General features: G+C 71.9%; 30 protein-coding genes. 20 read left to right on the forward strand and 10 right to left on the reverse strand.

The annotated features are described in order from the left end of the window. The first annotated feature begins 14 nt into the window (after positions 1-14). On the forward strand, positions 15-866 hold the full coding sequence (locus tag AB0B55_RS01955) for an alpha/beta hydrolase (RefSeq protein WP_357117639.1): 852 nt from the start codon (positions 15-17) through the stop codon (positions 864-866). A 92-nt stretch (positions 867-958) separates the two neighbouring features. On the opposite strand, the gene AB0B55_RS01960 is transcribed toward AB0B55_RS01955, so the two are convergent. The 5 genes from AB0B55_RS01960 to AB0B55_RS01980 are packed head-to-tail and all read right to left on the reverse strand — an operon-like array spanning position 959 to position 5,517. Further along, the gene (locus AB0B55_RS01960) at positions 959-1,588 is read right to left on the reverse strand and encodes a hypothetical protein (RefSeq protein ID WP_357117643.1); all 630 of its coding nucleotides are present in this window, start codon (positions 1,586-1,588) and stop codon (positions 959-961) included. Beyond that, a complete protein-coding gene (locus tag AB0B55_RS01965) occupies positions 1,585-2,991 on the reverse strand; it encodes a selenium-binding family protein (protein WP_357169548.1) in 1,407 nt (468 codons plus the stop codon). Before AB0B55_RS01965 ends, AB0B55_RS01960 begins: the two co-directional genes overlap by 4 nt. A gap of 29 nt (positions 2,992-3,020) precedes the next feature. Next, entirely contained in the window at positions 3,021-3,752 is a 732-nt protein-coding gene (locus AB0B55_RS01970) for an ABC transporter ATP-binding protein (RefSeq protein ID WP_357117649.1), read from the reverse strand. Then, positions 3,725-4,555, reverse strand: coding sequence for an ABC transporter permease (locus tag AB0B55_RS01975; protein ID WP_357117652.1), 831 nt, complete (start codon positions 4,553-4,555; stop codon positions 3,725-3,727). The genes AB0B55_RS01970 and AB0B55_RS01975 overlap by 28 nt, the downstream gene beginning before the upstream one ends. Beyond that, positions 4,552-5,517, reverse strand: a complete 966-nt coding sequence (locus AB0B55_RS01980; RefSeq protein ID WP_357169551.1) for an aliphatic sulfonate ABC transporter substrate-binding protein — start codon at positions 5,515-5,517, stop codon at positions 4,552-4,554. The genes AB0B55_RS01975 and AB0B55_RS01980 overlap by 4 nt, the downstream gene beginning before the upstream one ends. A gap of 147 nt (positions 5,518-5,664) precedes the next feature. On the opposite strand from AB0B55_RS01980, the gene AB0B55_RS01985 reads away from it, so the two are divergent. Continuing rightward, the gene (locus tag AB0B55_RS01985; protein ID WP_357117658.1) at positions 5,665-6,855 is read left to right on the forward strand and encodes an LLM class flavin-dependent oxidoreductase; all 1,191 of its coding nucleotides are present in this window, start codon (positions 5,665-5,667) and stop codon (positions 6,853-6,855) included. Between the two features lie 74 nt (positions 6,856-6,929). Continuing rightward, positions 6,930-7,577, forward strand: a complete 648-nt coding sequence (locus AB0B55_RS01990) for a hypothetical protein (RefSeq protein ID WP_357117661.1) — start codon at positions 6,930-6,932, stop codon at positions 7,575-7,577. Positions 7,578-7,594: 17 nt separating this feature from the next. Here AB0B55_RS01990 and AB0B55_RS01995 read toward each other — a convergent pair whose 3' ends face one another. The 3 genes from AB0B55_RS01995 to AB0B55_RS02005 form a co-directional block, all read right to left on the reverse strand. After that, positions 7,595-7,972 (reverse strand): hypothetical protein, encoded by a 378-nt coding sequence (locus AB0B55_RS01995; RefSeq protein ID WP_357117664.1) that lies wholly within the window; start codon positions 7,970-7,972, stop codon positions 7,595-7,597. Between the two features lie 121 nt (positions 7,973-8,093). Beyond that, complete coding sequence (locus tag AB0B55_RS02000) at positions 8,094-9,371, reverse strand: barstar family protein (RefSeq protein WP_357117666.1); 1,278 nt, start codon at positions 9,369-9,371, stop codon at positions 8,094-8,096. A gap of 129 nt (positions 9,372-9,500) precedes the next feature. Beyond that, positions 9,501-10,322, reverse strand: a complete 822-nt coding sequence (locus AB0B55_RS02005) for a hypothetical protein (protein WP_357117669.1) — start codon at positions 10,320-10,322, stop codon at positions 9,501-9,503. A 162-nt stretch (positions 10,323-10,484) separates the two neighbouring features. On the opposite strand from AB0B55_RS02005, the gene AB0B55_RS02010 reads away from it, so the two are divergent. From AB0B55_RS02010 to AB0B55_RS02045, 8 genes are all read left to right on the forward strand, one after another. Further along, a complete protein-coding gene (locus AB0B55_RS02010) occupies positions 10,485-10,622 on the forward strand; it encodes a hypothetical protein (protein WP_357117672.1) in 138 nt (45 codons plus the stop codon). Between the two features lie 92 nt (positions 10,623-10,714). Next, positions 10,715-11,017, forward strand: coding sequence for an urease subunit gamma (locus AB0B55_RS02015; protein ID WP_222957358.1), 303 nt, complete (start codon positions 10,715-10,717; stop codon positions 11,015-11,017). Next, positions 11,014-11,364: an urease subunit beta gene (locus AB0B55_RS02020; RefSeq protein ID WP_357117677.1), complete on the forward strand. Its 351-nt coding sequence runs from the start codon at positions 11,014-11,016 to the stop codon at positions 11,362-11,364. The genes AB0B55_RS02015 and AB0B55_RS02020 overlap by 4 nt, the downstream gene beginning before the upstream one ends. Next, positions 11,361-13,064, forward strand: a complete 1,704-nt coding sequence (locus AB0B55_RS02025) for an urease subunit alpha (RefSeq protein WP_357117686.1) — start codon at positions 11,361-11,363, stop codon at positions 13,062-13,064. The genes AB0B55_RS02020 and AB0B55_RS02025 overlap by 4 nt, the downstream gene beginning before the upstream one ends. Beyond that, the gene (locus AB0B55_RS02030; protein WP_357169554.1) at positions 13,064-13,885 is read left to right on the forward strand and encodes an urease accessory UreF family protein; all 822 of its coding nucleotides are present in this window, start codon (positions 13,064-13,066) and stop codon (positions 13,883-13,885) included. The genes AB0B55_RS02025 and AB0B55_RS02030 overlap by 1 nt, the downstream gene beginning before the upstream one ends. Then, positions 13,875-14,633, forward strand: a complete 759-nt coding sequence (ureG, locus tag AB0B55_RS02035) for an urease accessory protein UreG (RefSeq protein ID WP_357117692.1) — start codon at positions 13,875-13,877, stop codon at positions 14,631-14,633. Before AB0B55_RS02030 ends, ureG begins: the two co-directional genes overlap by 11 nt. Further along, positions 14,633-15,373, forward strand: a complete 741-nt coding sequence (locus AB0B55_RS02040; RefSeq protein WP_357169557.1) for an urease accessory protein UreD — start codon at positions 14,633-14,635, stop codon at positions 15,371-15,373. The genes ureG and AB0B55_RS02040 overlap by 1 nt, the downstream gene beginning before the upstream one ends. Before the next feature lie 180 nt (positions 15,374-15,553). Next, positions 15,554-15,928, forward strand: coding sequence for a cupin domain-containing protein (locus tag AB0B55_RS02045; protein WP_357117699.1), 375 nt, complete (start codon positions 15,554-15,556; stop codon positions 15,926-15,928). 8 nt (positions 15,929-15,936) lie between these two features. Here AB0B55_RS02045 and AB0B55_RS02050 read toward each other — a convergent pair whose 3' ends face one another. Next, positions 15,937-16,401 carry a MarR family transcriptional regulator gene (locus AB0B55_RS02050; protein WP_357117702.1) on the reverse strand — a complete coding sequence of 155 codons (465 nt, stop codon included), beginning with the start codon at positions 16,399-16,401 and terminating at the stop codon, positions 15,937-15,939. A 97-nt stretch (positions 16,402-16,498) separates the two neighbouring features. On the opposite strand from AB0B55_RS02050, the gene AB0B55_RS02055 reads away from it, so the two are divergent. The 7 genes from AB0B55_RS02055 to AB0B55_RS02085 all read left to right on the forward strand — a co-directional run bounded on the left by AB0B55_RS02055 (position 16,499) and on the right by AB0B55_RS02085 (position 23,374). Then, complete coding sequence (locus AB0B55_RS02055; RefSeq protein ID WP_357169560.1) at positions 16,499-17,581, forward strand: substrate-binding domain-containing protein; 1,083 nt, start codon at positions 16,499-16,501, stop codon at positions 17,579-17,581. A gap of 407 nt (positions 17,582-17,988) precedes the next feature. Then, the gene (gene urtA, locus AB0B55_RS02060; RefSeq protein ID WP_357117706.1) at positions 17,989-19,233 is read left to right on the forward strand and encodes an urea ABC transporter substrate-binding protein; all 1,245 of its coding nucleotides are present in this window, start codon (positions 17,989-17,991) and stop codon (positions 19,231-19,233) included. A gap of 76 nt (positions 19,234-19,309) precedes the next feature. Further along, positions 19,310-20,197, forward strand: a complete 888-nt coding sequence (urtB, locus tag AB0B55_RS02065; protein ID WP_357117709.1) for an urea ABC transporter permease subunit UrtB — start codon at positions 19,310-19,312, stop codon at positions 20,195-20,197. Continuing rightward, the gene (gene urtC / locus AB0B55_RS02070) at positions 20,194-21,381 is read left to right on the forward strand and encodes an urea ABC transporter permease subunit UrtC (RefSeq protein WP_357117712.1); all 1,188 of its coding nucleotides are present in this window, start codon (positions 20,194-20,196) and stop codon (positions 21,379-21,381) included. Before urtB ends, urtC begins: the two co-directional genes overlap by 4 nt. Further along, the gene (gene urtD, locus AB0B55_RS02075) at positions 21,378-22,154 is read left to right on the forward strand and encodes an urea ABC transporter ATP-binding protein UrtD (protein ID WP_357169563.1); all 777 of its coding nucleotides are present in this window, start codon (positions 21,378-21,380) and stop codon (positions 22,152-22,154) included. The genes urtC and urtD overlap by 4 nt, the downstream gene beginning before the upstream one ends. Further along, positions 22,154-22,846 carry an urea ABC transporter ATP-binding subunit UrtE gene (gene urtE, locus AB0B55_RS02080; protein ID WP_357117718.1) on the forward strand — a complete coding sequence of 231 codons (693 nt, stop codon included), beginning with the start codon at positions 22,154-22,156 and terminating at the stop codon, positions 22,844-22,846. The genes urtD and urtE overlap by 1 nt, the downstream gene beginning before the upstream one ends. Before the next feature lie 57 nt (positions 22,847-22,903). Next, positions 22,904-23,374: a molybdenum cofactor biosysynthesis protein gene (locus AB0B55_RS02085; protein WP_357169566.1), complete on the forward strand. Its 471-nt coding sequence runs from the start codon at positions 22,904-22,906 to the stop codon at positions 23,372-23,374. 7 nt (positions 23,375-23,381) lie between these two features. Here AB0B55_RS02085 and AB0B55_RS02090 read toward each other — a convergent pair whose 3' ends face one another. Continuing rightward, on the reverse strand, positions 23,382-23,759 hold the full coding sequence (locus tag AB0B55_RS02090) for a nuclear transport factor 2 family protein (RefSeq protein WP_357117724.1): 378 nt from the start codon (positions 23,757-23,759) through the stop codon (positions 23,382-23,384). Between the two features lie 181 nt (positions 23,760-23,940). Between AB0B55_RS02090 and AB0B55_RS02095 the strand changes: the two genes are divergently transcribed. Beyond that, positions 23,941-24,687, forward strand: a complete 747-nt coding sequence (locus AB0B55_RS02095) for an alpha/beta hydrolase (protein ID WP_357169569.1) — start codon at positions 23,941-23,943, stop codon at positions 24,685-24,687. Between the two features lie 32 nt (positions 24,688-24,719). After that, a complete protein-coding gene (locus tag AB0B55_RS02100; RefSeq protein ID WP_357169572.1) occupies positions 24,720-26,264 on the forward strand; it encodes a SpoIIE family protein phosphatase in 1,545 nt (514 codons plus the stop codon). Positions 26,265-26,269: the final 5 nt, after the last annotated feature.

Genomic DNA, 26,269 nt, shown 5'->3' on the forward strand with positions numbered 1-26,269 from the left:
GCAGGAGACGAAACATGCCTTTCATCACCGTGGGGACGGAAAACTCCGCACCCATCGACCTGTACTACGAGGACCACGGTTCCGGTAAGCCGGTGGTGCTGATCCACGGCTTCCCGTTCAACGGGGCAACGTGGGAGAAGGAGACCAGGGCGCTGCTGAACGCCGGATACCGGACGATCACCTACGACCGTCGCGGTTACGGAAACTCGGCGCAGCCGGCGTTCGGGTACGACTACAACACGTTCGCGGCGGATCTCGACGTGCTGATGACCGAGCTGGACCTCAGCGACGTCACCCTCGTGGGGCACTCGATGGGCACCGGCGAGGTGATTCGCTACCTGGGCAACTACGGTTCCCAGCGGGTGAGCCGGGCCGTGGTGCTCAGCCCGCTGCAACCGATGCTGGCGAAGGCGGACGACAACCCCGAGGGCGTCGACCGCAAGCTCTTCAAGGGCTTCCAGGACGCCATCATCAAGGACCGCTTCGCCTACCTGACGTCCTTCTGCGACGCGTTCTTCAACCCGGACCAGAACATGGGCAAGCGGGTCAGCGAAGAGGCGTACCGGGCGCACTGGCAGATCGGTGCGATGGCCTCCGGCAAGGCCACCCACGACAGTGTGGACTCCTGGCAGGAGGACTTCCGCCAGGACCTGCCGAAGATCGACATTCCGGTGTTGATCGTGCAGGGTGACCAGGACCGGGTGCTGCCGTACCCGGTGACCGGCCAGCGGCTCGGCCCGATGATGCCGACCGGCACGCTCGTCACGCTCAAGGGCGCGCCGCACGGTATCCCGTGGACGCACGCCGACGAGGTCAACAAGGCGATCATGGACTTCATGAAGCAGCCCGCCAAGGCGCGCGCCTGAACCGAATCGGTAGCCGATCGGACGCCAGCGCCGTAACGGCGCTGTGGCACCCGGCCCCAGGGTTTCGCACCGGGGCCGGGTGTCGGCGTCGGTCACGCCCGGATCAGCGTCACCAGCCCCGCCGCCACCAGCACGCCGGCCCAGAGTCGGTCGACGTTGAACCACGCCTTGCGGAGCACCCCCACCCCGAGCACCTCGTAGACCAGCACCGCCACGACCAGGGCGGTGCCGAACATCGCCACGGTGTGCACGCCCGCGGCGGCCAACCCCGGCAGCGCGCCCATCGGCGCGGCGGCCAGGTGCCCGGAATGGCCCCCGGACACCGGCTCGGCCACCAGCACCGGCAGCAGCATCAGCCCCGCGCCGTGCGCCGACGACATGAGGAACGACCACCCGGCGAGCTGTGCCGCCGACAGGCGCATGCCCGCCCAGCGGAAGTGCCGCTCGGAGAGCAGCCGCCACAGTCCGAAGCCGACCAGCAGCACCCCGCCGACCACCGTCAGGACGGTGCTCGCCGTCACCGAGCGGGTCGCCGTGACCAGGGCGGCGACGATCCCCACCGAGGCCAGGTGCCCGGCCGCGATCGGTGGCAGGGCCCCCAGCAGCGCCGAACGGCTGCGCTCCTGAAGGCCCCGCGCCACCGCGAACAGCCAGCCCATCGCCGGGTTCAGTCCGTGGAACGCGCCGAGCGCGGCGAGCGTCACCAGGGTCCCGACGGTCACGGGAAGCAGTACGAGTCGGAGGACGCGTCCCCGCCCTGTAGGCGCGTCTGGTGCACGCGCAGCCCCCGGAACTCGTCGCCGTGCGGAAAGAACCGCTCGTCGGGGGTGAGCCCGCCGGCTTCGACGTCCACGTCGAGCTTGGCGAGCCACGCGCCCACCCCGTCGGGATAGAACTGGTCGTCCCACGCGCCGTAGAGGGAGTTGCTGACGTAGACCCGCCGGCCGTCCCGGCTGACCTCCACCATCTGCGGGCCGCCCGCGAGGGCCTCGTCCGGGGCGGACGGGTGGGCGGTACGACGGACGATGCCGCCCAGGTGCACCGAGCCGGTCTGCACCGGGTGCAGCGGGTCGCTGACGTCGTACTGGCGTAGCTCGCCGGTGCCCCAGCACGACACGTAGAGGAACCGGTCGTCGACGGACAGGTCGATGTCGGTCACCAGTGGCGGCACCGCGCCGAACGGCTTGAGCAGGTCGGGCAGGTCCGCCGGCTCGGCCGGCTCGGCCGGGATGTCGATCACCTTGGTGACCGCCCAGGCGTCCCCCTCGCGGTGCCACAGCCACACCGAGGCGGACAGGTCCTCGACGCTGATCACCACCCCCACGAACCCGTACGACTTCGTCGGATCGTGCGCCGGGCGCAGCTCCAGCGGCATCTGGTACTGATCGCCCAGGTCGACCCGCTGCACGTGCCGGCGCTTCGCCAGATCCCAGAAGTGGATGGCGTGACCGTAGCGGCGGCCCAGCAGCAACTCCCCGATGATGCCGTCCTCGATCATCGACGGGGTGCCCCACTCGCTGGTGACCAGCACGTCCTGGTTGAGGTGCCACCACACGTCGTACGCGAGGAACTGCGGCCCCCGGTCGGCCTCCCACGCCCCGCGTACCTCGAAGGTGGTGTGGTCGAGGATCGCGACGCCACCCGGACCCTCCTCGCCGTCCGCGCCGCCGAGCGCGGACAGGTAGATGCCGTCCGGGCCACAGTGCACCGTGTGCGGCCGGGAGTAGCCGGCCCGTTTCGCCAGCTCCTCCGGGCCGATCACCTTGACCACCTGCGGCTGGCGGGGATCGGGTTGGGTGTCGATCACGTGGATACGCGAGGAGCGCAGGCCCGGCACGATCAGGTAGCGCCGCTCCACGTGCGGGTGCGGGGCGGTCGGGCAGAGCGCGCTGCTGCACGCGTTCCAGCCGAAGTGGTGCAGCTCGTCGCCGAGGTGCGGCAGGTCGGTCCAGCCGACCACCCGGCCGTAGTCGGGGGAGTCCGGGTCCGTGTCGAGCACCACGATGGCGTCCGGGCGGCTCGCCGTACGGTCAAAGGCCGCCACGTAGGCGAGCTTCTCGGCCGGCGCGGTGGCCGCCTCGCGGGGTGACGGGTAGAAGGTGGGGTCGGGCGTCCAGCGGGTCATCGCATCTCCGCTTCGTCAGGTGGTGGGCCTCAGGTGGTGGGAACGCCGAGCCGGTCGAGCAGGAGACGGCGCAGCGCGCCGAAGCCCGGGTCGTCCGGCGTGCGGGTGGGGGCCAGGTCGACGGGCAGGTCCGCGGCGATGCGTCCCTCGTCGAGGAGTAGGATCCGATCGGCGAGCAGCAGCGCCTCCTCCACGTCGTGGGTGACCAGCAGGGCGGCGAAGCCGTGTTCGGCGCGCAGCCGGCGCAGCAGCACCTGCATCCGCAGCCGGGTGAGCGCGTCGAGAGCGCCGAACGGCTCGTCGAGCAGCAGCAGGTCCGGTTCGCGGACCAGCGCCCGGGCGACGGCGACCCGCTGTGCCTGCCCGCCGGACAGCTCGGCCGGCCAGGCCCGGTGCCGCTCGGCCAACCCGACCTCGGTCAACGCCCGCTCGATGCGGCCGGCGGTGTCCGGGCCGGTCAGGCCGAGCCCGACGTTGGCCGCCACCCGCTTCCAGGGCAGGAGCCGGTGCTCCTGGAAGACCACGGCGGCGGTGCCGTGCACGGCGGTCTCACCTGTCGCCTCACCGTCCAGGCCGGCGAGGATGCGCAGGAGAGTGCTCTTGCCCGAACCGCTGCCGCCGAGCAGGGCCACGACTTCGCCCCGGGCGATGCGCAGGTCGACCCCGGCCAGCACGACCGTCGGCCCGAAGGACCGGCGGATCGCAGTCGCGGTCAGCACCGGGGTCGCGCCGATCAGGTGGCTCGCAGTCCGCGTCGCCATGTCAACATCCTCCTCTCCGCCACGCGTAGGGCAAGGTCGGATATCAGCCCGAGCAGCGCGTAGACGAGCAGGCCGAGGAGCACCACGTCGGTCTGGCTGAACTCGCGGGCCTCCATCATCAGGAAGCCGATGCCGGTCTGGGCGTTGACCTGTTCGCCGACCACGAGGCTGAGCCAGGCCGCGCCGATCGCGAGGCGCAGGCCGAGAAAGAGCGACGGCAGCGCCCCGGGCAGCACCACGTGACGCAGCCGGGCGGCCGGCCCGAGCCCGCAGGCCCGGGCGGCCTCCACCAGCCGCTCGTCGATGTCCCGAATGCCGGCGTACGTGTTGAAGTAGACGGGGAAGAACGCGCCGAGCGCCACCAGGCTGATCTTCAGCGACTCGCCGATGCCGACCCAGATGATCAGCAGGGGCACCAGGCCCAGGTGCGGCAACATGCGGGCCATCTGCACCGGCGGGTCGACGAGATCGTCGCCGAGGCGCAACAACCCGGCCACCGTGCCCAGGAGGAGTGCCAGCACGCCGCCGATGAGCAGCCCCGCGCCGGCCCGGGTGAGGGAGTCCACCAGGTGCACGGCGAGCGTGCCGTCGCGGGACAGTCGCCAGCCGGTCGCGAGGATGTCGCTGGGAGCGGGCAGCTTCTCCGGCGCCAGCACGCCGGTCCGGGCCGCCAGCTCCCAGCCCAGCACCAGCGCGACCGGGCTGAGCAGCCGCCGCCACCGCCGGGTCCGCCGGGGGCGCGCTTCGGGCGTCGCCTCGGCCGCCACCTCCGGCGGCGTCTCCAGCAGAGGGGTACGACTCACTGGAACACCGCGCTGAACCGGTCGTCCACCTGGCTCCTGATGTCGACCGGTCCCGGGATGAGGTCCAGCGCGATGAAGCTGTCGGTGATCGCCTGGAGTTCGTCGCCGATGGCCGGGCTGACCGGGGCGAGCGGCCTGGCGCTGCGGGCCAGGGCGCGGCTGGTCACGTCCTCCGGAATCTTCAACTCCGGCGCGAGGGTGCGGGCCCGCTCCTGCGGGTTGGCGATGCCCCAGTCGGTCACCTCGCGGTACTTCTGCAGGAACGCCCGGACGTCGTCCGTGCGCCTGGTGACCGCGTCGGGGGCGGCCAGCACGTACTCGCGGTTGCTGGCCAGGCCGGTCGCGTCGGCGAGCACCCGTACGCCCGGCTGCTCGGCCAGGGCGAAGTACGGGTCCCAGATCACCCACGCGTCGACCTGCCCGCTGTCGAAGGCGGGCCGTCCCTCGGCCGGCTTGAGGTACTTCACGTTGATGTCGCGCAGCGTCATCCTGTTGGCCTCCAGCAGCCGGACCAGCAGCCAGTGCACGTTGGAGCCCTTGTTGAGGGCGACCGTCCGGCCCTTGAGGTCGGCGAAGCTGCGGTAGCCGCTGTCGGCCTTGACCAGCACGGCCTCACCCTGCGGGATCGGCGCGGAGGTGCCGATGATGGAGAACGGGATCTTGCCGGCGGCGGCGAAGACCGGCGGGGCCTCGCCCACCTGTCCGATGTCGATCGACCCGGCCTTGAGCGCCTCGGTGAGCGCCGGCCCGCTCTCGAACAGCGACCACTCGACGTCGGCGGCCGCGCCGCGCGCCTTGACCAGGCTGAGCCCGCCGAAGCGCTGGTAGCCGATCCGCAGCTTGCCCCCGTCGTCACCGGCATCGGCGGACCCGCCGCAGGCGCTCACGCCGCCCGCAGCGAGCAGGACGAGGGCGGTGAACGCCGCTGTGAGCAGGGGACGAACAGGTGAGGGGGTACGCATGGCGGCTCCTTGACATGAGCGGATGAGCCGGGCCGCGTCGACCGGCGTGGGCGGTAGCCTACTAACCCGATAGGTTTTATGGGTAGGCTGTCGGCGGGTTCGTCCCACCCCTCAGGAGCGCCGCGCGCACACACGGAAAGAGTCCCGATGACCCTCACCTTCCACTGGTTCCTGCCCACCAACGGCGACAGCCGGGACGTCGTCGGCGGTGGACACGGCGTACCCACCGGCACGGCCGGGGGCGCCCGCCCGCCGAGCGTGGCCTACCTGGGTCAGATCGCCCGCACCGCCGAGCAACTCGGCTTCGTCGGCGCGCTCACCCCGACCGGCGCGTGGTGCGAGGACGCCTGGCTCAGCACCGCGATGCTCACCGAGGTCACCGAACGCCTCAAGTTCCTGGTGGCGTTCCGGCCCGGCCTGACCTCACCCACCCTGGCCGCGCAGATGGCCTCCACCTTCCAGCGGCTGTCCCGGGGCCGACTGCTGCTCAACGTGGTCACCGGCGGCGAGTCGACCGAGCAGCGGGCGTACGGCGACTTCCTGGACAAGGACGCCCGGTACGCGCGCACGGACGAGTTCCTGCACGTCGTCCGCGCGCTGTGGCGGGGGGAGACCGTCGACCACGCGGGCGACCACCTGCGTGTCGAGCAGGCGCGACTGCACCGGCTGCCCGACCCCACGCCGCCGGTCTACTTCGGTGGCTCGTCCGCCGCCGCCCTGCCCGTGGCCGTGCGGAACAGCGACGTCTACCTCACCTGGGGCGAGCCGCCGGCCCAGGTCGCCGACAAAATCGACCGGGTACGGGCCCTGGCCGCCCAGGCCGGTCGGGAGCTGCGCTTCGGCATCCGGCTGCACGTCATCGCCCGCGACACCGCCGACGAGGCGTGGGCACAGGCCCGCCGGCTGCTCAACGGCATCGCCGAGGCCGACATCAAGGCGGTGCAGGAAGGGCTGCGTCGCAGCGAGTCGGAGGGGCAGCGCCGGATGCTCGACCTGCACGGCGGCTCTCGCGACAGCCTCGAGGTCGCACCCAACCTGTGGGCCGGCGTCGGCCTGGTACGCGGTGGGGCCGGCACCGCCCTGGTGGGCAGCCACCGCGAGATCGCCGACCGGATCGCCGAGTACCACGCGCTCGGCATCGACGAGTTCATCCTCTCCGGCTACCCCCACCTCGAGGAGGCGTACTGGTTCGGCGAGGGGGTGCTACCGATCCTGCGCCAGCGCGGCCTGTGGCAACACCCCGACGCCCAGCCCTCGGCGGCGGACCTCCCGGACATCCCCTTCGCCGGCACGACGACACCCCGCCCGACGCCGGAGCCCGCGATCGTTGGTCGTTGAGTAGGCGGCGCGCCAGCGCCCAGCGACGCCCCGCCGCCTACCTCCCGTTCCGTCCGTGCCGGTAGTCTCGCCGCGTGAATCCGAAGGTGATCGAGGGCCGGTTGACCGAGACGCAGGCCGGCTCGGGTGTGGAACGGCGCGCTTTCGGTGAGTTCGTCGGGCCCCACGGCGAACTCGCCTCGTACGCGTTCGGCTGGACGACCAACTCCGAGCAGCACGTCGCCCGGCTCACGGTAGGGATCGGGGCCGGAAACCCCGGCGGCGCCAGCTTCCACGCGATCATCTTCGACAGCGAGAACAGCTACGCCTGCTCGCTCGTCGACGAGCCGTTCGAGCGAGTCCCCGAGGGCGGCCCGGACCTCACCGCGACCGAGGCCCGCGCACACGAGGATCTGCCGTTCATCTGGTGGGTGGTGGACCTCGTCATGGAGCGTGACCGACGCGCGCGGTGGATGAAGCACTGGCTGCTGGGGACCAACAGCATCCAGACCAGCGAGGTTTTCGACCAGAAAGAGCCGATCCTGTACGTCAGCCACGACGCCGACGACGGACTCTGGCAACTCATCGGCGCGAGCGACGCCGACCCCGCGACGGGCAAGCTCAGCCACCTTCACCACGCCGTGGAACACGACCTCACGCTGCTCGACGTCCTCGACCTCGGCCCCGGCGAGAGCGCCTACCGAACCGGGCCGGACGCGCCCTGGACCGCCGGGCCGTCCTGAGACGAGCGGGGGCTTGATTAGTGCCGAGGCATCCCGCCATGAGGACTGTTGACTATGAGCGGCACGCTGTCTGGTGCCAGAAAATAGTGGTCCTCGAAGTACTCGAGGTGAACGTGGCCGCCGTCGTCCATGCTGGCTACCTGGCGTAGCAGGTCGGCGAGGAGCGACCGGCTTTCCGCGCCACCGTGGATGCTGAGATAGTGGCGATCGTCGACACCAATGACGACGGGCCCCTGTGTCGCTTCGATGAGAACACCCCGTAGGTGCCGAGAGTGAGCCGACGGCGCAAGGCTCAACTCGCCTCCGCTTGCTACCAGTTCAGCGAGGTGACAAAGCTCAGCACGGGCACCCGCGATGTCGACACCTTCGGCCGCTGAGTAGTAGTCAAGGTTCACCCCGCAACCCTAGGCTCCCGCGTCTATCCAGCAACTTTCAGCTCTGATCGCCGAGGGTCTTGTCGTTCATCCGGCAGACCGCCAACCCGTGGCGCGATCGGCGATCCCGTCGGCTCACGGCTCAGCGCAAGTCGATCTCAACCTGGTGCTCGGTGAGCATGCCCAGCAGATACTCCAACGTCGTCGCCGGACGCAGCAAACGCCGGTCGTAGCCGGCGACGAGGTGTTCGCGGGCGATGGCAGAGTTGTGCCACACCAGCCGAAATGGTGTATGCGCGCCGAACCCTCCGGCGAGGCAGTCGTCGAGGGCGTCGAGATTCCAACCGAAGTATCCGCCCGGCCCGTTGATCGCCTCGCCGATCGCGCAGTAGAACCCTTCAACGTCGGTGACGAACCGGCCGTCGAGTTCGTACGTGCTGCCGGCCGGCCGGTCCGGCACGCCGGATTGGTGGGCGAGTGCTGCTCCTGCCCAGCGGTGGCGCAGCTCCCGGTCGTAGCCGGCCCACAGGTTCTTCTCGACGGGCCGTCCGGCCCACCAGTGCCTGAGGATGCCCAGGACGCCGGTCGGCATCGGTTCCTGCGGGTCGCTGTCGACGGTCACGTCGAGGAGTCCGGGACCGAGGCGCGATGGCTCGCCGGCCTGGACGGTTCCGGACACCACGGCGGCGATGACCGGGCTGATCGAACCGTCGGCGGCGACCAGGTAGACCTCGGAGCGGATCCGGCGGCGGCGCAGGCAGCCCTTGGTCGACTGCCCGACCGCGTCCAGCGCATCCAGCAACAGTGGTTCCGGTCGGCAGCCGAGCAGCCGGACCTGCGGCACCGGCGGTTCGGCTTGCTCGCGGAACACGCCGATGACGTCCCGACAGGTGCCGTAGGGTGCCTCGTCCGGGCTCAGGAGTACGAATTCGGTGACGTCGTCGCTAGGACGTTCGACAGCGTCCGTGCGGTCGTAGACGTGGACGAACCCGTCGAGGTCGATGTCCACGGTCTCCGGCATCGTCGCGTTTGGCCGTTGCGCGAGGACGACGACGTCGGCGAGGTCCTCGCCCCACCAGGACGGCGGCGTGCCTGGTAGTGGGGGAGGCGCCGTTACGGAGACGTTCCCCAGCCAGGCACTTTCGGTTCCGAGTGCCTCGGCGGGCAGCCGGTCGAGCAGGTCGGCGAGGGCGCCGGCCGGGGCGCAACCGACGAGCGTGAACCGCTCCCGTGGCCGTGGCGGCAGGTCGACGAACACTCCTTCGATCTCCGCGCACAGCGCCAGCGGGATGTCGATCTCGTAGGAGCACTCGAAGCCGACGTCGCCGAGGAGCAGCCAGCGCGGGCTGACCGGATGCTCCCACTTCCACCGCCGCAGCTCCGGCGGAACGCCAGCCTCAAGGCCCGCGCTCGTCGTCACGCCGCGACCCTACCAACTGGAAACGCCGCGGCGGAGAGCGCGTTCGCGGACGACGAAGCACGGCATCCGTAACCTCAATGCGTCCGCTCCTCGGCAGCAGCGGGCTCCGCGACGCGATGCGGCGCAGCGTCAGCCGCCCGTTGCGTCCCAGACCACGACGCGCACGACGAACGCCTTGTCCGCGCGGCTGTCGTTGGTGATGGTGGCGAACCCGAGGCGTCCCTCCGAGGTGCGGAAGCACCAGTCGGCGCCGGGCGTGAACAAGGCCCGCGCCGAGCCGGTGGCGGATGCGACGCACCCCGCGTACGCCTGGCCGGGGTTGCCGCCGGAGTACTGGTACACGCTCGGGGCGTTGGCGACCTGGATGTTGTCCGAACGCAGATCGCCCCAATCGTGGTAGAGGTCGAGCCCGTCCGTGGCCCCGTCGGAGTGGTGCGGCACGACCGGCTGATCCCGCTTGTCGACGTCGACGGCGGCCTCCCGGGGCAGCACCACGGTCTGCTCGACGAGGGTGCGGGGCGCGTCGGGGTCCGTCGTACCCCCGGGGGTCGGGGTGGTCTGGCCGGCGGGCGGCGCGGCCGTGCTGGCGCTCGGCGTCGCGGCCGCCGTCGGCCCTCCGGCGGCGGGCGGTGACGTCGACGAGGAGCCGGCGGTGGGTGGCGGCGTCGACGAATCGCGGAGCTGGCTCGCCAGGACACCGCCGAGCAGCAGGCAACCCAGTGCCAGCAACGCGATCGCGACGCGGGTCCGCCGCCGCCAGAGCCAGAACGCCCCGAGCACCAGGACCGCCGTCAGGGTGAGGGCGAACAACAGCACGTCCTGTTTGAGCCAGCTCTCCACCGCGGTCACCACGCCGAGGACGTTCGCCGCCACGCCGATCACGGCGAGGGTCCTGATCCGGCGGTCGTCGCTGTTGCCGCCGGCCGGTGCGGGGGGCGGGGACTCACCCAACGGTTACCTCCACTGTGGATAGCCGTGCCGGAGCGGACACTACCGCCCCCGTCATGATCCCATCAGCGCGCTCGTCGGCGGACCGCCTTGCGGCGCGGATCGAGTCAACTGTCCGACGTCCCAGCGTGATCTCTCATCCCGGGCACACTGTTGCCGCCGCCGGTGACGATCCTCTACGGTCTGCTGAAGCGGTGGGCGGTGCGGTCCGCATCCGACCGACACCGCCGGGTGCCCGTCGTGCGGGCCGGGATGGTGGAGTCCCGGGCCACCCCGTCGACGGTCGTCACGGCGGTCGTGTGATCCCAGCTCGTACCCCGGGTGGTGCTGTCCGGGCGTGGCTCAGCGCGGAGCCGACGGCGAGCCGACCACGCCGAACCCCACCGGAGAATCTCGTGTTCCTCAGCCCGCACGAGCAGGACCGCCTGCTCGTCCACGTCGCGGCCGATGTCGCCCGCCGCCGCCGCGAGCGCGGCCTGCGACTCAACTATCCCGAAGCCGTCGCGATCATCACCGCCTTCCTGCTCGAAGGGGCCCGGGACGGGCGTTCGGTGGTCGACCTCATGTCGGCCGGCCGGACCGTGCTCGGCCGCGACGACGTCCAGGACGGCATCCCCGAGCTGCTGAGGGAGGTGCAGGTGGAGGCCACGTTCCCGGACGGCACCAAGCTCGTGACGGTGCACCACCCGATCCCGTGATCCCCGGGGAGATCCTGCCGGCGGACGGCCCGGTGGAGATCAACGTGGGTCGGCCGGTCACCACGCTGGTCGTGGTCAACACCGCCGACCGTCCGGTGCAGGTCGGTTCGCACTACCACTTCGCCGAGGCCAACCCGGCCCTGGCGTTCGACCGGGACGTCGCCTGGGGGCAGCGTCTCGCCGTCCCGGCGGGTACCTCGGTCCGGTTCGAACCGGGCGTGAGCCGCAGCGTCGACCTGGTGCCGCTCGGCGGCGCGCGCGTCGTGCCGGGCCTGCGCGGCGAGTGCGCCGGGCCCCTGGACACCGCGTCACCAGCCAGACCGACGACCGACGGGCCGGCGCGGTGAGCGCCGTGCGGCGGGACCGCTACATCGATTTGTACGGGCCCACCACCGGCGACCGCATCCGGCTGGCCGACACGAGCCTGTTGATCGAGGTCGAGACCGACCACTGCGTGGGCGGCGACGAGGCGGTCTTCGGCGGTGGCAAGGTGATCCGCGAGTCGATGGGCCAGTCACGGGCCACCCGTGCCGAGGGCGCCCTCGACACCGTCATCACCGGCGCGGTGGTGCTCGACCACTGGGGGATCGTCAAGGCCGATGTGGGCCTGCGGGACGGGCGGATCGTCGCCCTCGGCCGGGCCGGCAACCCGGACACCATGCCCGGCGTCCACCCCGACCTGGTCATCGGCCCGGCCACCGAGGTGATCGCCGGCAACGGCCGGATCCTCACCGCCGGCGCCGTCGACACCCACGTGCACTTCATCTGCCCGGAGATCGTCACCGAGGCGCTCGCCAGCGGCGTCACCACGCTCGTCGGCGGCGGCACCGGCCCCGCCGAGGGCACCCGGGCCACCACCGTCACCCCGAACGCCTGGCACCTGGCCCGCATGCACGAGGCGCTGGACACGCTGCCGGTCAACGTCCTGCTGCTCGGCAAGGGCAACACCGTCTCGCCAGAGGCGCTGTGGGAGCAGTTGCGCGCCGGCGCGGGCGGGTTCAAGCTGCACGAGGACTGGGGCACCACCCCGGCGGCGATCGACGCCTGCCTGCGGGTGGCGGACGCCTCCGGCGTGCAGGTGTCGATCCACACCGACACCCTCAACGAGGCCGGGTTCGTGGCCGACACGCTGCGGGCGATCGGCGGCCGGGCCATCCACTCGTACCACACCGAGGGCGCGGGCGGCGGGCACGCGCCGGACATCATCACGGTGGCCAGCGAGCCCAACGTGCTGCCGTCGTCGACCAACCCGACCCGGCCGTACACCGCCAACACCCTCGCCGAGCACCTGGACATGCTGATGGTCTGCCACCATCTCAACCCGTCCGTGCCCGAGGACCTGGCCTTCGCCGAAAGCCGCATCCGACCGTCCACGATGGCCGCCGAGGACCTGCTGCACGACCTCGGCGCGATCTCCATCATCGGCTCCGACGCGCAGGCGATGGGCCGGGTGGGCGAGGTGATCCTGCGGACCTGGCAGAGCGCGCACGTCATGAAGGAGCGGGTGGGCGCGCTGCCCGGCGACGGGGCCGCCGACAACCACCGGGCCCGGCGGTACGTGGCGAAGTACACCATCTGCGCGGCGATGGCGAACGGGCTGGACGGCGAGGTCGGCTCGGTCGAGCCGGGCAAGCTGGCCGACCTGGTGCTGTGGGACCCGGCGTTCTTCGGCGTACGACCACACCTGGTGATCAAGGGCGGCATGATCGCGTACGCCCAGATGGGTGACGCCAACGCGTCCATCCCGACGCCGCAGCCGATGCTGCCGCGACCGATGTTCGGGGCGTACGGCGTCGCGGCGGCGGCCACCAGCCTGGCGTTCGTCGCGCCGGCCGCCCTCGACGCCGGGCTGCGCCTGGACGTGCGGCGACGGGTGGTGCCGGTCGCCGATGTGCGCTCGCGGGGCAAGGCCGACCTGCCGGAGAACAACGCGATGCCCCGAATCGAGGTGGACCCGGACACCTTCACCGTGCGGATCGACGGGGAGGTGGTGGAACCGGACCCGGTGCCCCGCCTGCCGATGACCCAGCGGTACTTCCTGTTCTGATGCCGACGTCGAGCCTGCTCCTGTTGCTCGCCGACGGTCGCTTCCCGGCCGGCGCGCACGCGCACTCCGGTGGTCTGGAGGCCGCCGTCGCCGCCGGCCGGGTCACCGACCTGGCCTCGTTGGAGGCGTTCCTCGTCGGCCGGCTGGCCACCGCCGGTCTGGTCGGCGCGGCGTTCGCGGCGGCGGCGCACCGGGCGGCGGTCACGCCGGCCAGCGTCGGCCCCGGCGCGCGCCCGGCCGGCCTCGGCCATCCCGCGCGGCGGGCGAACACGCCGACCGATCCCGGCGTCCGCCCGGCGGTGGCGGCTGATTCGGCCGTACGCGGGGAGGCGCCGGCCGACGCCAGCCCGTGCCGGAACGCGCTGGCGCGGCTCGACGCGGAGTTGGACGCCCGTACCGCGTCACCGGCGCTGCGGGGGGTGTCCCGCCGCCAGGGCCGGGCCCTGCTGCGTGCCGGACGGGCCATCTGGTCGGCTGGCCCGTTCGACGATCTGCCCGCGACACCGCAGGGAGCGCACCAGCCGTTGGTGCTCGGGCTGCTCTGCGCCGCCGCCGGCCTGAACCGCGCCGAGACCGCGACGGTCGCCGCCTACGGGACGGTGACCGGCGCGGCCAGTGCCGGCGTACGCCTGCTCGGTCTCGATCCGTACCAGGTGCAGGCCCTGCTGGTCGGTCTCACCGACCTCTGCGACGGCACCGCCGCCGACGCGGCGCGGGCCGCCCACGATCCACCCGAGCGGCTGCCCGCGGCGGCCGCGCCCCTTGCCGACATCTACGCCGAAGCTCATGCCACCTGGGAGGTGCGTCTCTTTGCGTCCTGACACCGTTTCGCCGATCGCTGCGCCCACTGCCGACCCGCACGACGAGACTGTTCCGCACACCCACCCCGAGCCGGGGGTGGACCCGCATCCGCCGCTCGCGCGGGCCGGCCGGGCGCTGCGCGTCGGCATCGGCGGGCCGGTCGGGTCCGGCAAGACCGCCCTGGTGGCGGCGCTGTGCCGGGCGTTCGCCGACGAGCTGCGCCTCGGTGTGGTCACCAACGACATCTACACGACCGAGGACGCGGACTTCCTCAAGCGGGCCGGCGTGCTGGACCCGAGCAGGATCCGCGCGGTGGAGACCGGGTGCTGCCCGCACACCGCCATCCGCGACGACATCGGGGCCAACCTCGACGCCGTGGACGAGCTGGCCGAGGCGGTTGGCCCGTTGGACCTGGTGCTGGTCGAGAGCGGCGGGGACAACCTGACCGCCACGTTCAGCCGGGGCCTGGTGGACCGGCAGATCTTCGTGGTCGACGTGGCCGGCGGGGACAAGGTGCCCCGCAAGGGCGGCCCCGGGGTCACCTCCGCCGACCTGCTCGTGATCAACAAGACCGACCTGGCGCCCATGGTCGGCGCGGACCTGGCCGTCATGGACCGGGACGCGCGGGCCCGGCGCGGCGACCTGCCGACCGTGTTCCTGTCGATCGTCGGGGACCCGACGGCCGGTCGGGTCGCCGACTGGATCCGCCACGAGCTGGCCCACCACGCGGCCCTGCACCCGATCGCCGCGCAGGCCGGCCCGGTCTGATGCGCGCGTTCGCCCGGGTGGTGGCCCGCGCCGACGGCCGGGGCGGCACGACCCTGACGGAGCTGCGCGGCGAGACGCCGCTGCTGCTGCGCCAGACGCCCGGGGACGGTCGCGTCGTGACCGTGTACGTGGTGGGCGGGGCGGCCGGCCCGCTCGCCGGCGACGACCTGCGGCTGGAGATCGACGTGGGGCCGGGCGCGGCGGTGCGGGTGCACAGCGTCGCCGCCTCGGTGGCCCTGCCCGGCCGGCCCGGCGCCGTGTCGCGGATGGCGGTACGCGCCGTGGTGCACGACGGCGGCGCACTGCACTGGCTGCCCGAGCAACTGGTCGCGGCGGCCGGCTGCGCGCACCTCGCCGAGTCCCGCATCGAGCTGGCCGCAGACGCGCGGCTGACCTGGCGGGACGAGGTGATCTGCGGCCGGTACGGCGAGACGCCGGGCGCCGCCGTCGTGCACACCCGGGTCGACTACGACGGCCGGCCGCTGCTGCGCCAGTCGCTGGCGGTGGGGCCGGGTGCGCCCGGCTGGGCCGGCCCGGCGGTGCTCGGCGGCGCGTCGGCCACCGGGTCGCTGCTGGTGGTGGACCCGTCGCGCCCCGCCGAGCCCGCGATGGTCGAGGGCACGCTCGCGCGGCTGCCCCTGGCCGGTGGTCCGGCGACGCTGTGGAGCGCCACCGCGCCCGACGCACACACCCTGCGCGCCCACCTCGACGCGGGGGTGGGCGCGAGCGTCCAGGGCTGATCCCGTTAGGAAGGGCCCCTTCTTATACACCAGGCGTTAGGAGGGGGCCCTTCCTTGAACCCTCTGGTCATGGCCTGAACCCCGACGCCGTTATGCGGCATCTCGGCCCCGCCGGATCGGAATGCTCCTAGTCTCCGAAGGTGCGATCGTCGGTCGCCGGAGGGCTCACAGGAGGCCGTGATGAGTGGAAATGCTCGACCCGAGGGCATCAGTCCGACAGCCGTGGAGGGCGCTCCCGGGCTGTGGCGCGTCGACCTTCAGCGGCACGATCTCAGCATCGAGGGCCGGGAGGTCGTGCAGAGCCGGGTGGAGTTCACGCCGGACTCGCCGCCGTTCAAGCACTTCCACCCCGGCGAGGAGATCATCTGTGTGCTCCAGGGGTCGCTGGAGTACACCCTCGACGGTCAGCCGCCGGTGGTGTGCAACGTCGGTGACGCCCTGACCGTGCCGTACGGGGTCCACCACCAGGCCCGCAACGTCGGCGACGGGGTGGCCGTCGAGTTGGCCACGTACGTCGTCGAGAAGGGCAAGCCGCTGCTCACCAAGGTGGAGTGAGCCCGACGTCAGCGGCGCGGCCCGGCCGCCTCGGCGTGGTCGCGGCGACCGGCCGGGTCGAGGCGGGCGATCAGCTCGGCGAGGTCGTCGAGCAGGGCGCTGTCGGCCGGTACGCCCACCTCGGCGAGGCTGGCCCGGACCCGCTCGTCGAGGCGGGCGTGCTCGCGGCGGCCGCGGGCAGTCAGGTAGGCCCGGATCCGTCGGCGGTCCAGCACGTCGATCCGCCGGAACACGAGGTTACGGTCGACGAGTTGGTCGACAAGCTTGGTGAGCGTGCCCGGCGGCAGCGAGGCTTCGGCGGACACCTCGCTCATCGGGTGGCCCTGACCGTCGGCGAGCAGGCAGAGCACCCGCCACGCCTCGGTGGTCAGCTCGTCGTCGGCCAGGACGGCGGCCAACCGGCGGGAGAGCAGCCGTTCGGCGCGGGTGAGCGAGCGCAGCAGGTCGGCTGGCGCCCCGGGCACGTCTGACATGGAACTCCCTGGGCCGGTGGGCCCTGTCATGGTAGCGAGTCGTCCCGGTCCGTGGTGAACTCTGGTCTTCCGACCTGGGCCGGGCAATCATGTGCTCATGTCCGCGCCGGCACCGCCGTGGCTCACCGTCGATCGGGCCGTGGTCAGCATCGCGCTGGTGTACCCGATGCGCGGGCCGGCGGGAATGTTCGGCCCGACCTGCGAACTCTGCGCCCAGCTCGCGGTCGAGGAGATCAACGCCTGCGGCGGGGTGCTGGGCCGGGAGGTACGGCTGGTGCCGGTCGACGGTGGCGCCCCGCCCGCCGAGGTGGCCGCCGAGGTCGAGGCGCTGGTGTCGGTGGGGGCCGTGCAGGGCGTGACCGGTTGGCACATCTCCTCGGTACGGCAGGCGCTCGCGCCCCGGGTCGCCCACCGCGTGCCGTACGTCTACACCGCGCTGTACGAGGGCGGTGAGCGTACCGAGGGGGTCTATCTGACCAGCGAGACGCCGGACGCCCAGTTGTGGCCCGCCATGCGGCTGCTCGCGGGCGAGCAGGGTGTGCGCCGTTGGTTCGTGGTCGGCAACGACTACGTGTGGCCCCGGCGTACCGCGCGGGCGGCCCAGCGGTACGCGGTGCGCGGCGGCGGTCGGGTGGTGGGGCAGGCGTTCCTGCCGTTGGAGACGCACGACTTCGACGAGGTGCTGCGCCAGATCGAGCGCAGCGAGGCCGACGCGGTGGTGATGCTGCTCGTCGGCGCGGACGCGGTGCGGTTCAACCGGGCGTTCGGGCGGGCCGGGATGGACCAGCGTTGCCTGCGCCTGAGCACGTTGATGGACGAGAACATGCTGCTGGCCAGTGGCGTGGGCGCGACGCGGCGGCTCTACAGCACGGCGGGCTTCTTCGCCGGTCTCGTGACGCAGGAGAACCTGGACTTCCACGGCGAGTTCGCCCGCCGGTTCGGGGTGGAGGCGCCGCCGCTGGGCAGTCTGGGGGAGTCCTGCTACGAGGGTGTGATGCTGCTCGCCGCCCTGATCGCGCAGGCCCGCACCCTCGACGTACGGGCGATCGAGACGGCTGCCGACTCGGTGGCGTACCACGGGCCGCGTGGTCGGCTGCGGCTGCGTCGGCGGCACGTGCGCCAGCGGATCTACCTCGCCGAGGCCGACGGTCTCGACTTCACCGTGCTCGCCCAGCTCTGACCGACCGTCCGGACCCTTGACAGGTCCACCCGGCCCGACCCTAAGATACTTCCTGCGTGAAGTATCTGGCTCGGGGCCGGATACCGCGATTGTGTCCACCGTCGGCGGAAATCTGTCCGCCGACCATTGTGGTGGCCCTTTCCTCAGCCGAATTAATCAGTGCCGGCATCGTCGTGTGAAGGCGATGTCGGCCATTGTGGCGTGCGCCCTCTCCAGGTGCCGGGGAAACAGTCAATTAAGGACTGGGAAACACTCACGCAATCATGCCGGTCGACGCTTTGCGTGCCCGTACCCGATGCGATGACCACCGGCGACGTCCACCCGTCGACCTCGGCATCGCCAAGTTCAGCTCCACCGGACCGCACCGACCGTCCTTTCGCCACTTGAGTGCACCGCAGGGAGATTAGATGTCACTTCTTTGGGGCCGCCGCATCCTGGCGGGTGCCATGACCCTCGTCGCCGCGGCCGCCATGACCGCGTGCGGCAGCAAGACCAATGACGAGGGCGGCACGGCCGGCGTCACCGCCGACGTCTCCGGCGACACCGTCAAGGTGGGCCTGCTCAACTCGCTCTCCGGCACCATGGCGATCAGCGAGGTCACCGTCCGCGACTCGATCATGCTCGCCGTCGAGGAGATCAACGCGGCCGGTGGGGTACTCGGCAAGAAGATCCAGCCGGTCGGCGAGGACGGCGCGTCGGACTGGCCCACCTTCGCCGAGAAGGCCGAGAAGCTCATCTCCGAGGACCGGGTCGCCGCCGTCTTCGGCTGCTGGACGTCGGCCAGCCGCAAGGCGGTCAAGCCGGTGTTCGAGAAGAACAAGGCGCTGCTGTTCTATCCGGTGCAGTACGAGGGCCTGGAACAGTCGCCCTACATCTTCTACACGGGCGCGACGACCAACCAGCAGATCGTCCCCGGGCTCGACTACCTCAAGTCCCAGGGAACGAAGTCGGTCTACTTGGTCGGCAGCGACTACGTGTTCCCGCGAACGGCCAACAAAATCATCAAGGCGTACGCGGCGGCGAACGGGATGACCGTGGTCGGCGAGGATTACGCGCCGCTCGGGTCCACCGAATTCGGCACGATCGTCAACAAGGTCAAGTCGTCCGGCGCGAAGGCGGTCTTCAACACCCTCAACGGTGACAGCAACGTGGCCTTCTTCAAGGAGTACAAGTCGGCCGGGCTGACCGCCGCCGCCATGCCGGTGGTGTCGGTGTCCATCGCCGAGGAGGAGGTCAAGGGCATCGGCACCCAGTACCTGGAGGGTCAGCTGACCGCCTGGAACTACTACCAGACCACGCCCGGCGCGGCGAACAGCAAGTTCGTGGCCGCGTACAAGGCGAAGTACGGCGCGGACAAGCCGACGAGCGACCCGATGGAAGCCGCCTACGTCAGCGTCTACCTGTGGAAGGCGATGGTCGAGAAGGCCGGCGCGTTCGACGTCGAGAAGGTCCGCGGCGCGTCCGACGGGATCACCTTCGACGCGCCGGAGGGCCTGGTCACCGTCGACGGCAAGACCCAGCACATCGCCAAGACCGCCCGCATCGGCAAGATCGGCGCGGACGGCCTGATCACCGAGGTGTGGAACTCCGGCAAGCCGGTCGCGCCGGACCCGTACCTCAAGACCTACCCGTGGGCGAGCGGCCTGAGCTGACGACGCCGGCCCGGGCGGGTGGCGCGACGACGCGCCCCCGCCCGGGCCCCCCGACCAGCAGTACGGAGTACCCACCGTGACAGTCCTCTTCGGTCAACTCTTCACCGGCATCAGCATCGGCGCGGTGCTGCTGCTCATCGCGCTCGGGCTGGCGCTGACCTTCGGCCAGATGAACGTGATCAACATGGCCCACGGCGAGTTCATCATGGCCGGCGCCTACACCACGTACGTGTTGCAACAGAGCATCAGCGGGGCCGGTGTCTCCCTGCTGGTGGCGTTGCCGGTGGCGTTCGTGGTCGCCGGCACGATGGGTGTGCTGCTGGAGATCCTGCTGATCCGTCGGCTCTACGCCCGCCCGCTGGACACCCTGCTGGTCACCTGGGGCGTGTCCCTGATGCTGCAGCAACTCGCGCGGGACGTCTTCGGCAGCCCGAACGTGCAGACCCGCGCGCCGGACCTGCTCACCGGCAACGTGGCGTTGCCCGGCGGGCTGACCGTCGCCAACAACCGGCTGTTCATCCTGGCCCTGGCGCTGGCCGCCGTCGCCGCGCTCACCCTGGCGCTGCGGCTCACCCCGTTGGGGCGTCGGATCCGCGCGGTGGTGCAGAACCGCGACCTCGCCGCGGTGTCCGGTATCCCCACCGCCCGGGTCGACCGGACGACGTTCTTCGTCGGCTCCGGCCTGGCCGGGCTCGCCGGGGTGGCGCTCACCCTCCTCGGCCCGATCGGCCCGACCATGGGCACCAACCTGATCATCGACGCCTTCCTGGTCGTCGTGGTCGGCGGGATCGGCCAGCTCAAGGGCAGCGTGATCGTCGCCTTCGCCCTCGGCGTGCTCCAGGCCACCGGGGAGTACCTCACCACCCTCAGCGTCGCCAAGGTGATCGTCTTCGTGGCGATCGTCGCGTTCCTCCAGTGGCGGCCACAGGGCCTGTTCACCCTGCGGACCAGGAGCCTCGCATGACCGCCGTGACACCCGCGCCGCCGAGCACCGTCGGCACACCGGCCCCGGCCGACGCCGTGCCACCGAGACGGCCCGGTGGCCGCTCGCGGCTGCGCACGCTGGCCGGGTTCGCGTTCGGCGCGGCGCTGCTGTTCGCCGTCGCGCCGCTGGCGCTGTCGGACTTCCGGCTGGCCCTGCTCGCCAAGTACCTCTGCGTCGCCATGGTGGCCGTCGGCATCGGCATCGCCTGGGGTCGGGGCGGCATGCTCACCCTCGGCCAGGGCGTCTTCTTCGGCCTCGGCGGCTACGCGATGGCCATGCACCTCAAGCTCGCCGACGCGGGTCCCGGTGGGATGCCCGACTTCATGCAGCTGTACGGGCAGCTCGACGAACTGCCCGTGTGGTGGCGGCCGTTCGCCAGCCCCTGGTTCGCGTTGCCCGCCACGGTGCTGCTGCCGATGGCCGTCGCCTTCGGGCTCGGCTCGCTGGTGTTCCGTCGCCGCGTGCGGGGCGCGTACTTCGCCATCCTCAGCCAGGCCCTCGCCGCCGCCATGGTGATCCTGCTGATCGGTCAGCAGGGGACCACGGGCGGCACCAACGGGCTCACCGACATCCAGGGCTTCTTCGGTTACGACCTCGACGACCCGGTCAACCAGCGGATGGTCTACTTCATCATCGCCGGCATTCTGTTGGCGCTGCTCGCCCTGGCCCGCCAGCTCATGCACAGCCGCTACGGCGAACTGCTGGTGGCGGTGCGCGACGGCGAGGAGCGGGTCCGCTTCCTCGGCTACGACCCGGCGTCGGTCAAACTCGTCGCCTACGTGGTGGCGGCCGGCATGGCAGGCCTCGCCGGCGCGCTGTTCGTGCCGGCGGTGGGCATCATCTCGCCCGCCCTGATCGGCATCGTCCCGTCGATCGAGTTCGTCATCGGGGTCGCGGTGGGCGGTCGCGCCACGCTGCTCGGGCCGGTGCTCGGCGCGGTCGCGGTGGCCTGGGCGCGTACCGCCCTCTCCGAACGGTTCCCGGGCACCTGGACGTACCTTCAGGGTCTGCTCTTCGTGGTGGTGGTGGCGTTCCTTCCCGGCGGCCTGGCGTCGCTGTGGGCGCTGGCCCGTCGCCGCGACGCGGACCCCGCGTCGAGCCGGCGCGGGTGGTTCCCGCTGGCCCGGCGACGCGCCGACCGGGCGGAGGTGGAAGTGGCATGAGCGACGACCGACTGGACGGGTTGTCCGTCCGTGACGTGCGGGTCAGCTTCGACGGTTTCACCGCGGTCGACGGCGTCTCGCTGGAGGTGCCCGCCGGGGACATCCGGTTCCTGATCGGGCCGAACGGCGCGGGCAAGACCACCCTCGTGGACGCGATCACCGGCCTGGTGCGGGCCACCGGATCGGTGTGCTTCGGGGATCAGGAGCTGCTGGGTCGGCCCGTGCACCGGATCAGCCGCCTCGGTGTCGGACGGACGTTCCAGACGTCGACGATCTTCGAGGAGCTGTCGGTCGCGCAGAACCTCGACATCGCGGCCGGCGCGCGCCGGAGCTGGGCCACCCTGGCCCGGCGACGGCGGGGCATCCCCGACGAGGTGGCCGCCGCGCTGGACACCATCGGGCTGACCGGCCGGGCCGACCAGCTCGCCGGCACGCTCGCGCACGGCCAGAAGCAGTGGTTGGAGATCGGCATGCTGCTGGTGCAGGACGCCCGGCTGCTGCTGCTCGACGAGCCGGTCGCCGGGATGAGCCACGAGGAGCGCGACGCCACCGGCGCCCTGTTGGAGACGGTGAGCCGCGACCGCACGGTCGTGGTGATCGAGCACGACATGGACTTCCTGCGGCGCTTCGCGCGCAGCGTGACCGTGCTGCACGCGGGCAAGGTGCTCAGTGAGGGCACGGTGGCGCAGGTCCAGGCGGACCCGCGCGTGCAGGAGGTCTACCTTGGCCACTCGGTCGACGCCGGGTCGGTCCCCAGTCCTTCGGAGGCATGATGCTGACCCTGCGTGGGGTGCACGCCGGTTACGGACGTTCCCGGGTGCTGCACGGGGTGGACCTCGCCGTCCCGCCGGACGGGGTGGCCGCGGTGCTCGGGCACAACGGCGCCGGCAAGAGCACCCTGCTGCGGGTCGCGGCGGGCCTGCTGCGCCCGACCGCCGGGGTGGTCGAGCTGGACGGCGAGGACGTCACCCGGCTCGCGCCGCACGAGCGGGTGGCGCGCGGGATGGCGTACGTGCCGCAGGGCCAGCAGTGCTTCCCGCACCTCACGGCGGCGGAGAACCTGCGCCTGGTCGCCGACGGCCGGCGCGACGGCGCGGTGGCCACGGCGGAGGTGCTGGACCTCTTCCCGGCGCTGCGCCCGTTGCTGCGGCGGCGGGCGGGGCTGCTCTCCGGCGGACAGCGTCAGCAGCTCGCCATCGCCCGCGCGTTGATCACCCGGCCGCGGCTGCTCATGCTCGACGAGCCGACCGAGGGCATCCAGCCGTCGGTGGTCGCCGAGATCCAGGAGCGGATCGTCGAGCTGACCCGGCAGACCGGCTTCAGTGTGCTGCTCGTCGAGCAGCACCTCGGCTTCGCGCTGCGGGTGGCGAACCGCTACCACGTCCTCGAATCCGGCCGGGTCACCTCGCACGGCGACGGGGGAGTCACGGCGGAGCGGGAGGTACGCGCGGCCCTGGCGGTCTGAGCCGGCTCGGGCCGGAGCGTGCCCCGGCGGCACCCTCCGGTTCGTAGAATCCCTGCCATGGCGCAGATCGTCGAGTTACTGGCCTCGCCCGTGCACCGCTTCCTGGGCCGGCCCAGCGACGGTCCGGCACCCGCGCCCCCCGGCGAGCTGGTCGACGCCGTCCAGATCCGGGCCGGCCTCGGCATCGTCGGCGACCGCTACTTCGGCAAAGCGGCACACCGCGACGCCAGCGTCACGGTGATCGCCCAGGAGTCGCTGCCGGCCGGCATCGGGCTGGCGCAGGTCCGCCGCAACATCCTCACCGCCGGCCTCGCCGTGGACGAGCTGATCGGCCGGGTGCTGGTCCTCGACTCCGGCGACGGCCCGGTCGGCCTGCGGGTGAACCGGGCCGCGCGCCCCTGCGCCTGGATGGACGTCACGGTCGGCCCGGGCACCTGGAAGGCGCTGCGCACCACGGGCGGCGTCCGCTGCACCCCCCTGCACGACGGCGTGCTGCGGATCGGCCCGGTCACCGCCACCGTGAGCTGACCGACGCTCAGACCTGGCTGATGTGCGCGGCGAGCACCCGCCATCCGTGCGGGTCGTCGTGCACCCAGGTGCGGGTGTAGCGCAGGCGCGCGCTGAACGGCGCGCCGTCGAACATCCCGGCGACCCGGGCCAGGCAGAACGTCACCCCGGTCGACCCGACGACGAGCAGGTCCAACTCCTCCTCGGTCAGCTCCTCGACGACCGAGGTCCGGTCCCGGTACGCGGCGAGATCTTCGGCCTTGGTGTGCTTCCGGCCGTCGGGGCCGATCGCGATCAGTTGGTCGACCAGCAACTGGTCGAGGGCGGCGGCGTCACCGGCCCGCTGCGCGGCCTGCAGGGTGCGTTCAGCGTCGAGTAGCTCCGCCTCGCGTGCGCTGTCCGGCATGGCGCCGTCCTCCCGGTCTCCCACTCCCGGCGTCACCGTCCGGACTGACCGCATTGTGGCAGGCCGACCCGTCGGGACGTGGGGCATCGGCGCGGCGGCGCGCCCGCCCGTGTCGGGGAATCGCCGACAGCAGCCTGATTCATCCCGAATACTGGCTTTATGCCACGGAAGGTGATGCCGCATGACTGCCTCTGACACGTCCGGCCAGCAGGCGGGGCTGCCCACCATCGTGCTCGTGCACGGGGCCTTCGCCGACTCGTCGAGCTGGAACGGGGTGATCGCCAACCTCAAGCGCCGGGGCTATCCGGCCATCGCCGTCGCCAACCCGCTGCGCGATGTGCAGGGGGACGCGGCGTACGCCCGCTCCGTCGTGGACAACGTCGACGGTCCGGTCGTGATGGTCGCGCACTCGTACGGCGGACTGGTGATCACCGAGGCCGCGGACGGCGCGGCCAACGTGAAAGCCCTGGTGTACGTCGCCAGCATCAGCCCGGACGTCGGCGAGAGCGTGGTCGACCTGGTCATGAAGTACCCCGGCAGTCAGCTCGTCACGTCCATCGAGATGGTGCCCTACCCCCTGCCCGACGGTGGGACGGCCATGGACCAGTACATCAAGCAGGACGTGTTCCCGGAGGTGTTCGCCGCCGACGTCGACCCCGAGCTCGCCGAGCTGATGGCGGTCACCCAGCGGCCGGCCTCCGCGATGGCCCAGACCGGGTCCGTGAAAAAGGCGGCCTGGAAGACCATCCCGTCGTGGACCCTGATCAGCACGCAGGACCAGGGCATCCCGCCGGACCTGCAACGCTTCCTGGCCCAGCGGGCCGGGTCCACCGTGGTCGAGGTCGACGGGTCGCACGCCGTGGCGGTCTCGCAACCAGGCCCGGTCGCCGACTTCATCGACACCGCCGCCCGCGCCACCATGGGCTAGCTCGGACGGCGGTGCGTACTAGGCTTCGTGCCATGGCGGACCAGGACGGTCCGGGCGCGCACGCCACCGGAGCGACGCGACCGGTCGAGACGGTCGTCCGGGAGATCCTCGCGGTGGTCCCGGCCGGGTGCACCTGGCTGGTGCCGGTGCCCGACGCCCACCGAGCCGTCGCCGACTGGCGGATCGCGGCCACCAGTGGGCAGAGCCAGGACATCTACGGTCGGGGCGTCGACCGCGTCGGCGCCTGCCTCAGCGAGTTGTACCCCACCATGGTCGGCGGGCCGCTCTGGCAGCTCTACGAACGGGTGTTCAGCACCGGGCCGTCGGGCCGCCTGGCCGACTTCCGGTACGTCCAGAGTCGTACCGGGGTCGTCGCCGACTCGCTGTTCGACGTCGAGGTGCACCGGGTCCTCGGCGGCCTGCTGGTGTCCTGGCAGCGGCTCGACGAGGACCGTCGTCGCCTGGACCGCACCGAGCTGCTGGGCAGCCTCGGCTGGGCCGAGTACGACCTGGCCAGCGGGATCAGTCAATGGTCACCCGGCATGTACCGCGTCTTCGACCGGGATCCCGCGCTCGGGCCGCTGTCGCGCGCCGAGCAGGCAGCCGCCCTGTTACCCGACGACTACCTGCTGCGCGAGGCGGCGTGGCAGACGTTGGACGGCGGGGAGTCCTCCGACGTGACGGTCCGGTTCCAGACGACCGGCGGGGTGCGGCACCTGCGGATCCTCTCCGACGTGTCCCGGGACGCGGACGGCGTACCGCTGAAGATTCACGCCGTGGTGCAGGACGTGACCGCCCGGGTGAACTCGCGTACCGCCATCGAACGGCTCAACGACCAGTTGCGGACGCGGGAGCTGACCGCGCTGGCCGAGCACCGGCTCGCCGGGCAGTTGCAGAACCTCATCCAGCCGGTGCCCCGCGAGACGTTCGCCCTGCCCGGCATCGAGGCGGTGGTCAACTACCTGCCGGCCGAGAGCACCGCGCAGGTCGGCGGTGACTGGTACCACGCGCAGGCCCAGCCGGACGGCACGGTCGTGCTCGCCGTCGGCGACGTCGCCGGTCACGGCCTGGACGCGGCGAGCGGAATGGCGCACCTGCGCTTCGCCCTGGTTTCCTGGCTGTCGATCGGCATCGGGGACCCGTCGGTGCTGCTCGGGCACCTCAACCGGCTCTGCGGTCAGCTCTCGATCACCGCCACCGCGGTGGTCGCCGTGTACGACCCGGCCACCCGGGCGCTCTGCTGGGGCCGGGCCGGGCACATGGCGCCGCTGCTGTCCCGAGCCGGTCGGACCGACCCGCTCGAAAGCCCGCCGGGTCTGCTGCTGGGCGCCATGGTCGACTCGACGTACCCGGTGCTCACCGCGCGACTGCGCCCCGACGACCTCGTGCTGTTCTACACCGACGGCCTGGTCGAGCGCCGGGAGCCCGGGCAGGACCGGTTGCGGCAGGTGAGCGCCACCCTGTCCGCGCTCAGCGCGACGCCGGGGGAGCAGACCCTCGCCCGGCTGCGGAATCTGCTGCACCACCCCAGCCCGGACGACGACACGTGCACCCTGGCCGTCCGCGTGCTGCCCTGATCCGC

The sequence above is a fragment of the Micromonospora sp. NPDC049107 genome (assembly GCF_040648595.1).
GTDB lineage: Bacteria > Actinomycetota > Actinomycetes > Mycobacteriales > Micromonosporaceae > Micromonospora.

Excerpts from the sequence above, each read along its gene's own strand:
- AB0B55_RS02050 (WP_357117702.1), bottom strand. The coding sequence starts at position 16,401 with ATGTCAGACGTGCCCGGGGCGCCAGCCGACCTGCTGCGCTCGCTCACC.
- AB0B55_RS02045 (WP_357117699.1), top strand. The coding sequence starts at position 15,554 with ATGAGTGGAAATGCTCGACCCGAGGGCATCAGTCCGACAGCCGTGGAG.
- urtE (WP_357117718.1), top strand. The coding sequence starts at position 22,154 with ATGCTGACCCTGCGTGGGGTGCACGCCGGTTACGGACGTTCCCGGGTG.
- AB0B55_RS02055 (WP_357169560.1), top strand. The coding sequence starts at position 16,499 with ATGTCCGCGCCGGCACCGCCGTGGCTCACCGTCGATCGGGCCGTGGTC.
- AB0B55_RS02040 (WP_357169557.1), top strand. The coding sequence starts at position 14,633 with ATGCGCGCGTTCGCCCGGGTGGTGGCCCGCGCCGACGGCCGGGGCGGC.
- urtC (WP_357117712.1), top strand. The coding sequence starts at position 20,194 with ATGACCGCCGTGACACCCGCGCCGCCGAGCACCGTCGGCACACCGGCC.
- AB0B55_RS01970 (WP_357117649.1), bottom strand. The coding sequence starts at position 3,752 with ATGGCGACGCGGACTGCGAGCCACCTGATCGGCGCGACCCCGGTGCTG.
- urtA (WP_357117706.1), top strand. The coding sequence starts at position 17,989 with ATGTCACTTCTTTGGGGCCGCCGCATCCTGGCGGGTGCCATGACCCTC.
- AB0B55_RS02095 (WP_357169569.1), top strand. The coding sequence starts at position 23,941 with ATGACTGCCTCTGACACGTCCGGCCAGCAGGCGGGGCTGCCCACCATC.
- AB0B55_RS01985 (WP_357117658.1), top strand. The coding sequence starts at position 5,665 with ATGACCCTCACCTTCCACTGGTTCCTGCCCACCAACGGCGACAGCCGG.
- AB0B55_RS01955 (WP_357117639.1), top strand. The coding sequence starts at position 15 with ATGCCTTTCATCACCGTGGGGACGGAAAACTCCGCACCCATCGACCTG.
- AB0B55_RS01965 (WP_357169548.1), bottom strand. The coding sequence starts at position 2,991 with ATGACCCGCTGGACGCCCGACCCCACCTTCTACCCGTCACCCCGCGAG.
- AB0B55_RS02090 (WP_357117724.1), bottom strand. The coding sequence starts at position 23,759 with ATGCCGGACAGCGCACGCGAGGCGGAGCTACTCGACGCTGAACGCACC.
- AB0B55_RS02100 (WP_357169572.1), top strand. The coding sequence starts at position 24,720 with ATGGCGGACCAGGACGGTCCGGGCGCGCACGCCACCGGAGCGACGCGA.
- AB0B55_RS02085 (WP_357169566.1), top strand. The coding sequence starts at position 22,904 with ATGGCGCAGATCGTCGAGTTACTGGCCTCGCCCGTGCACCGCTTCCTG.
- urtD (WP_357169563.1), top strand. The coding sequence starts at position 21,378 with ATGAGCGACGACCGACTGGACGGGTTGTCCGTCCGTGACGTGCGGGTC.
- AB0B55_RS02030 (WP_357169554.1), top strand. The coding sequence starts at position 13,064 with ATGCCGACGTCGAGCCTGCTCCTGTTGCTCGCCGACGGTCGCTTCCCG.
- AB0B55_RS01980 (WP_357169551.1), bottom strand. The coding sequence starts at position 5,517 with ATGCGTACCCCCTCACCTGTTCGTCCCCTGCTCACAGCGGCGTTCACC.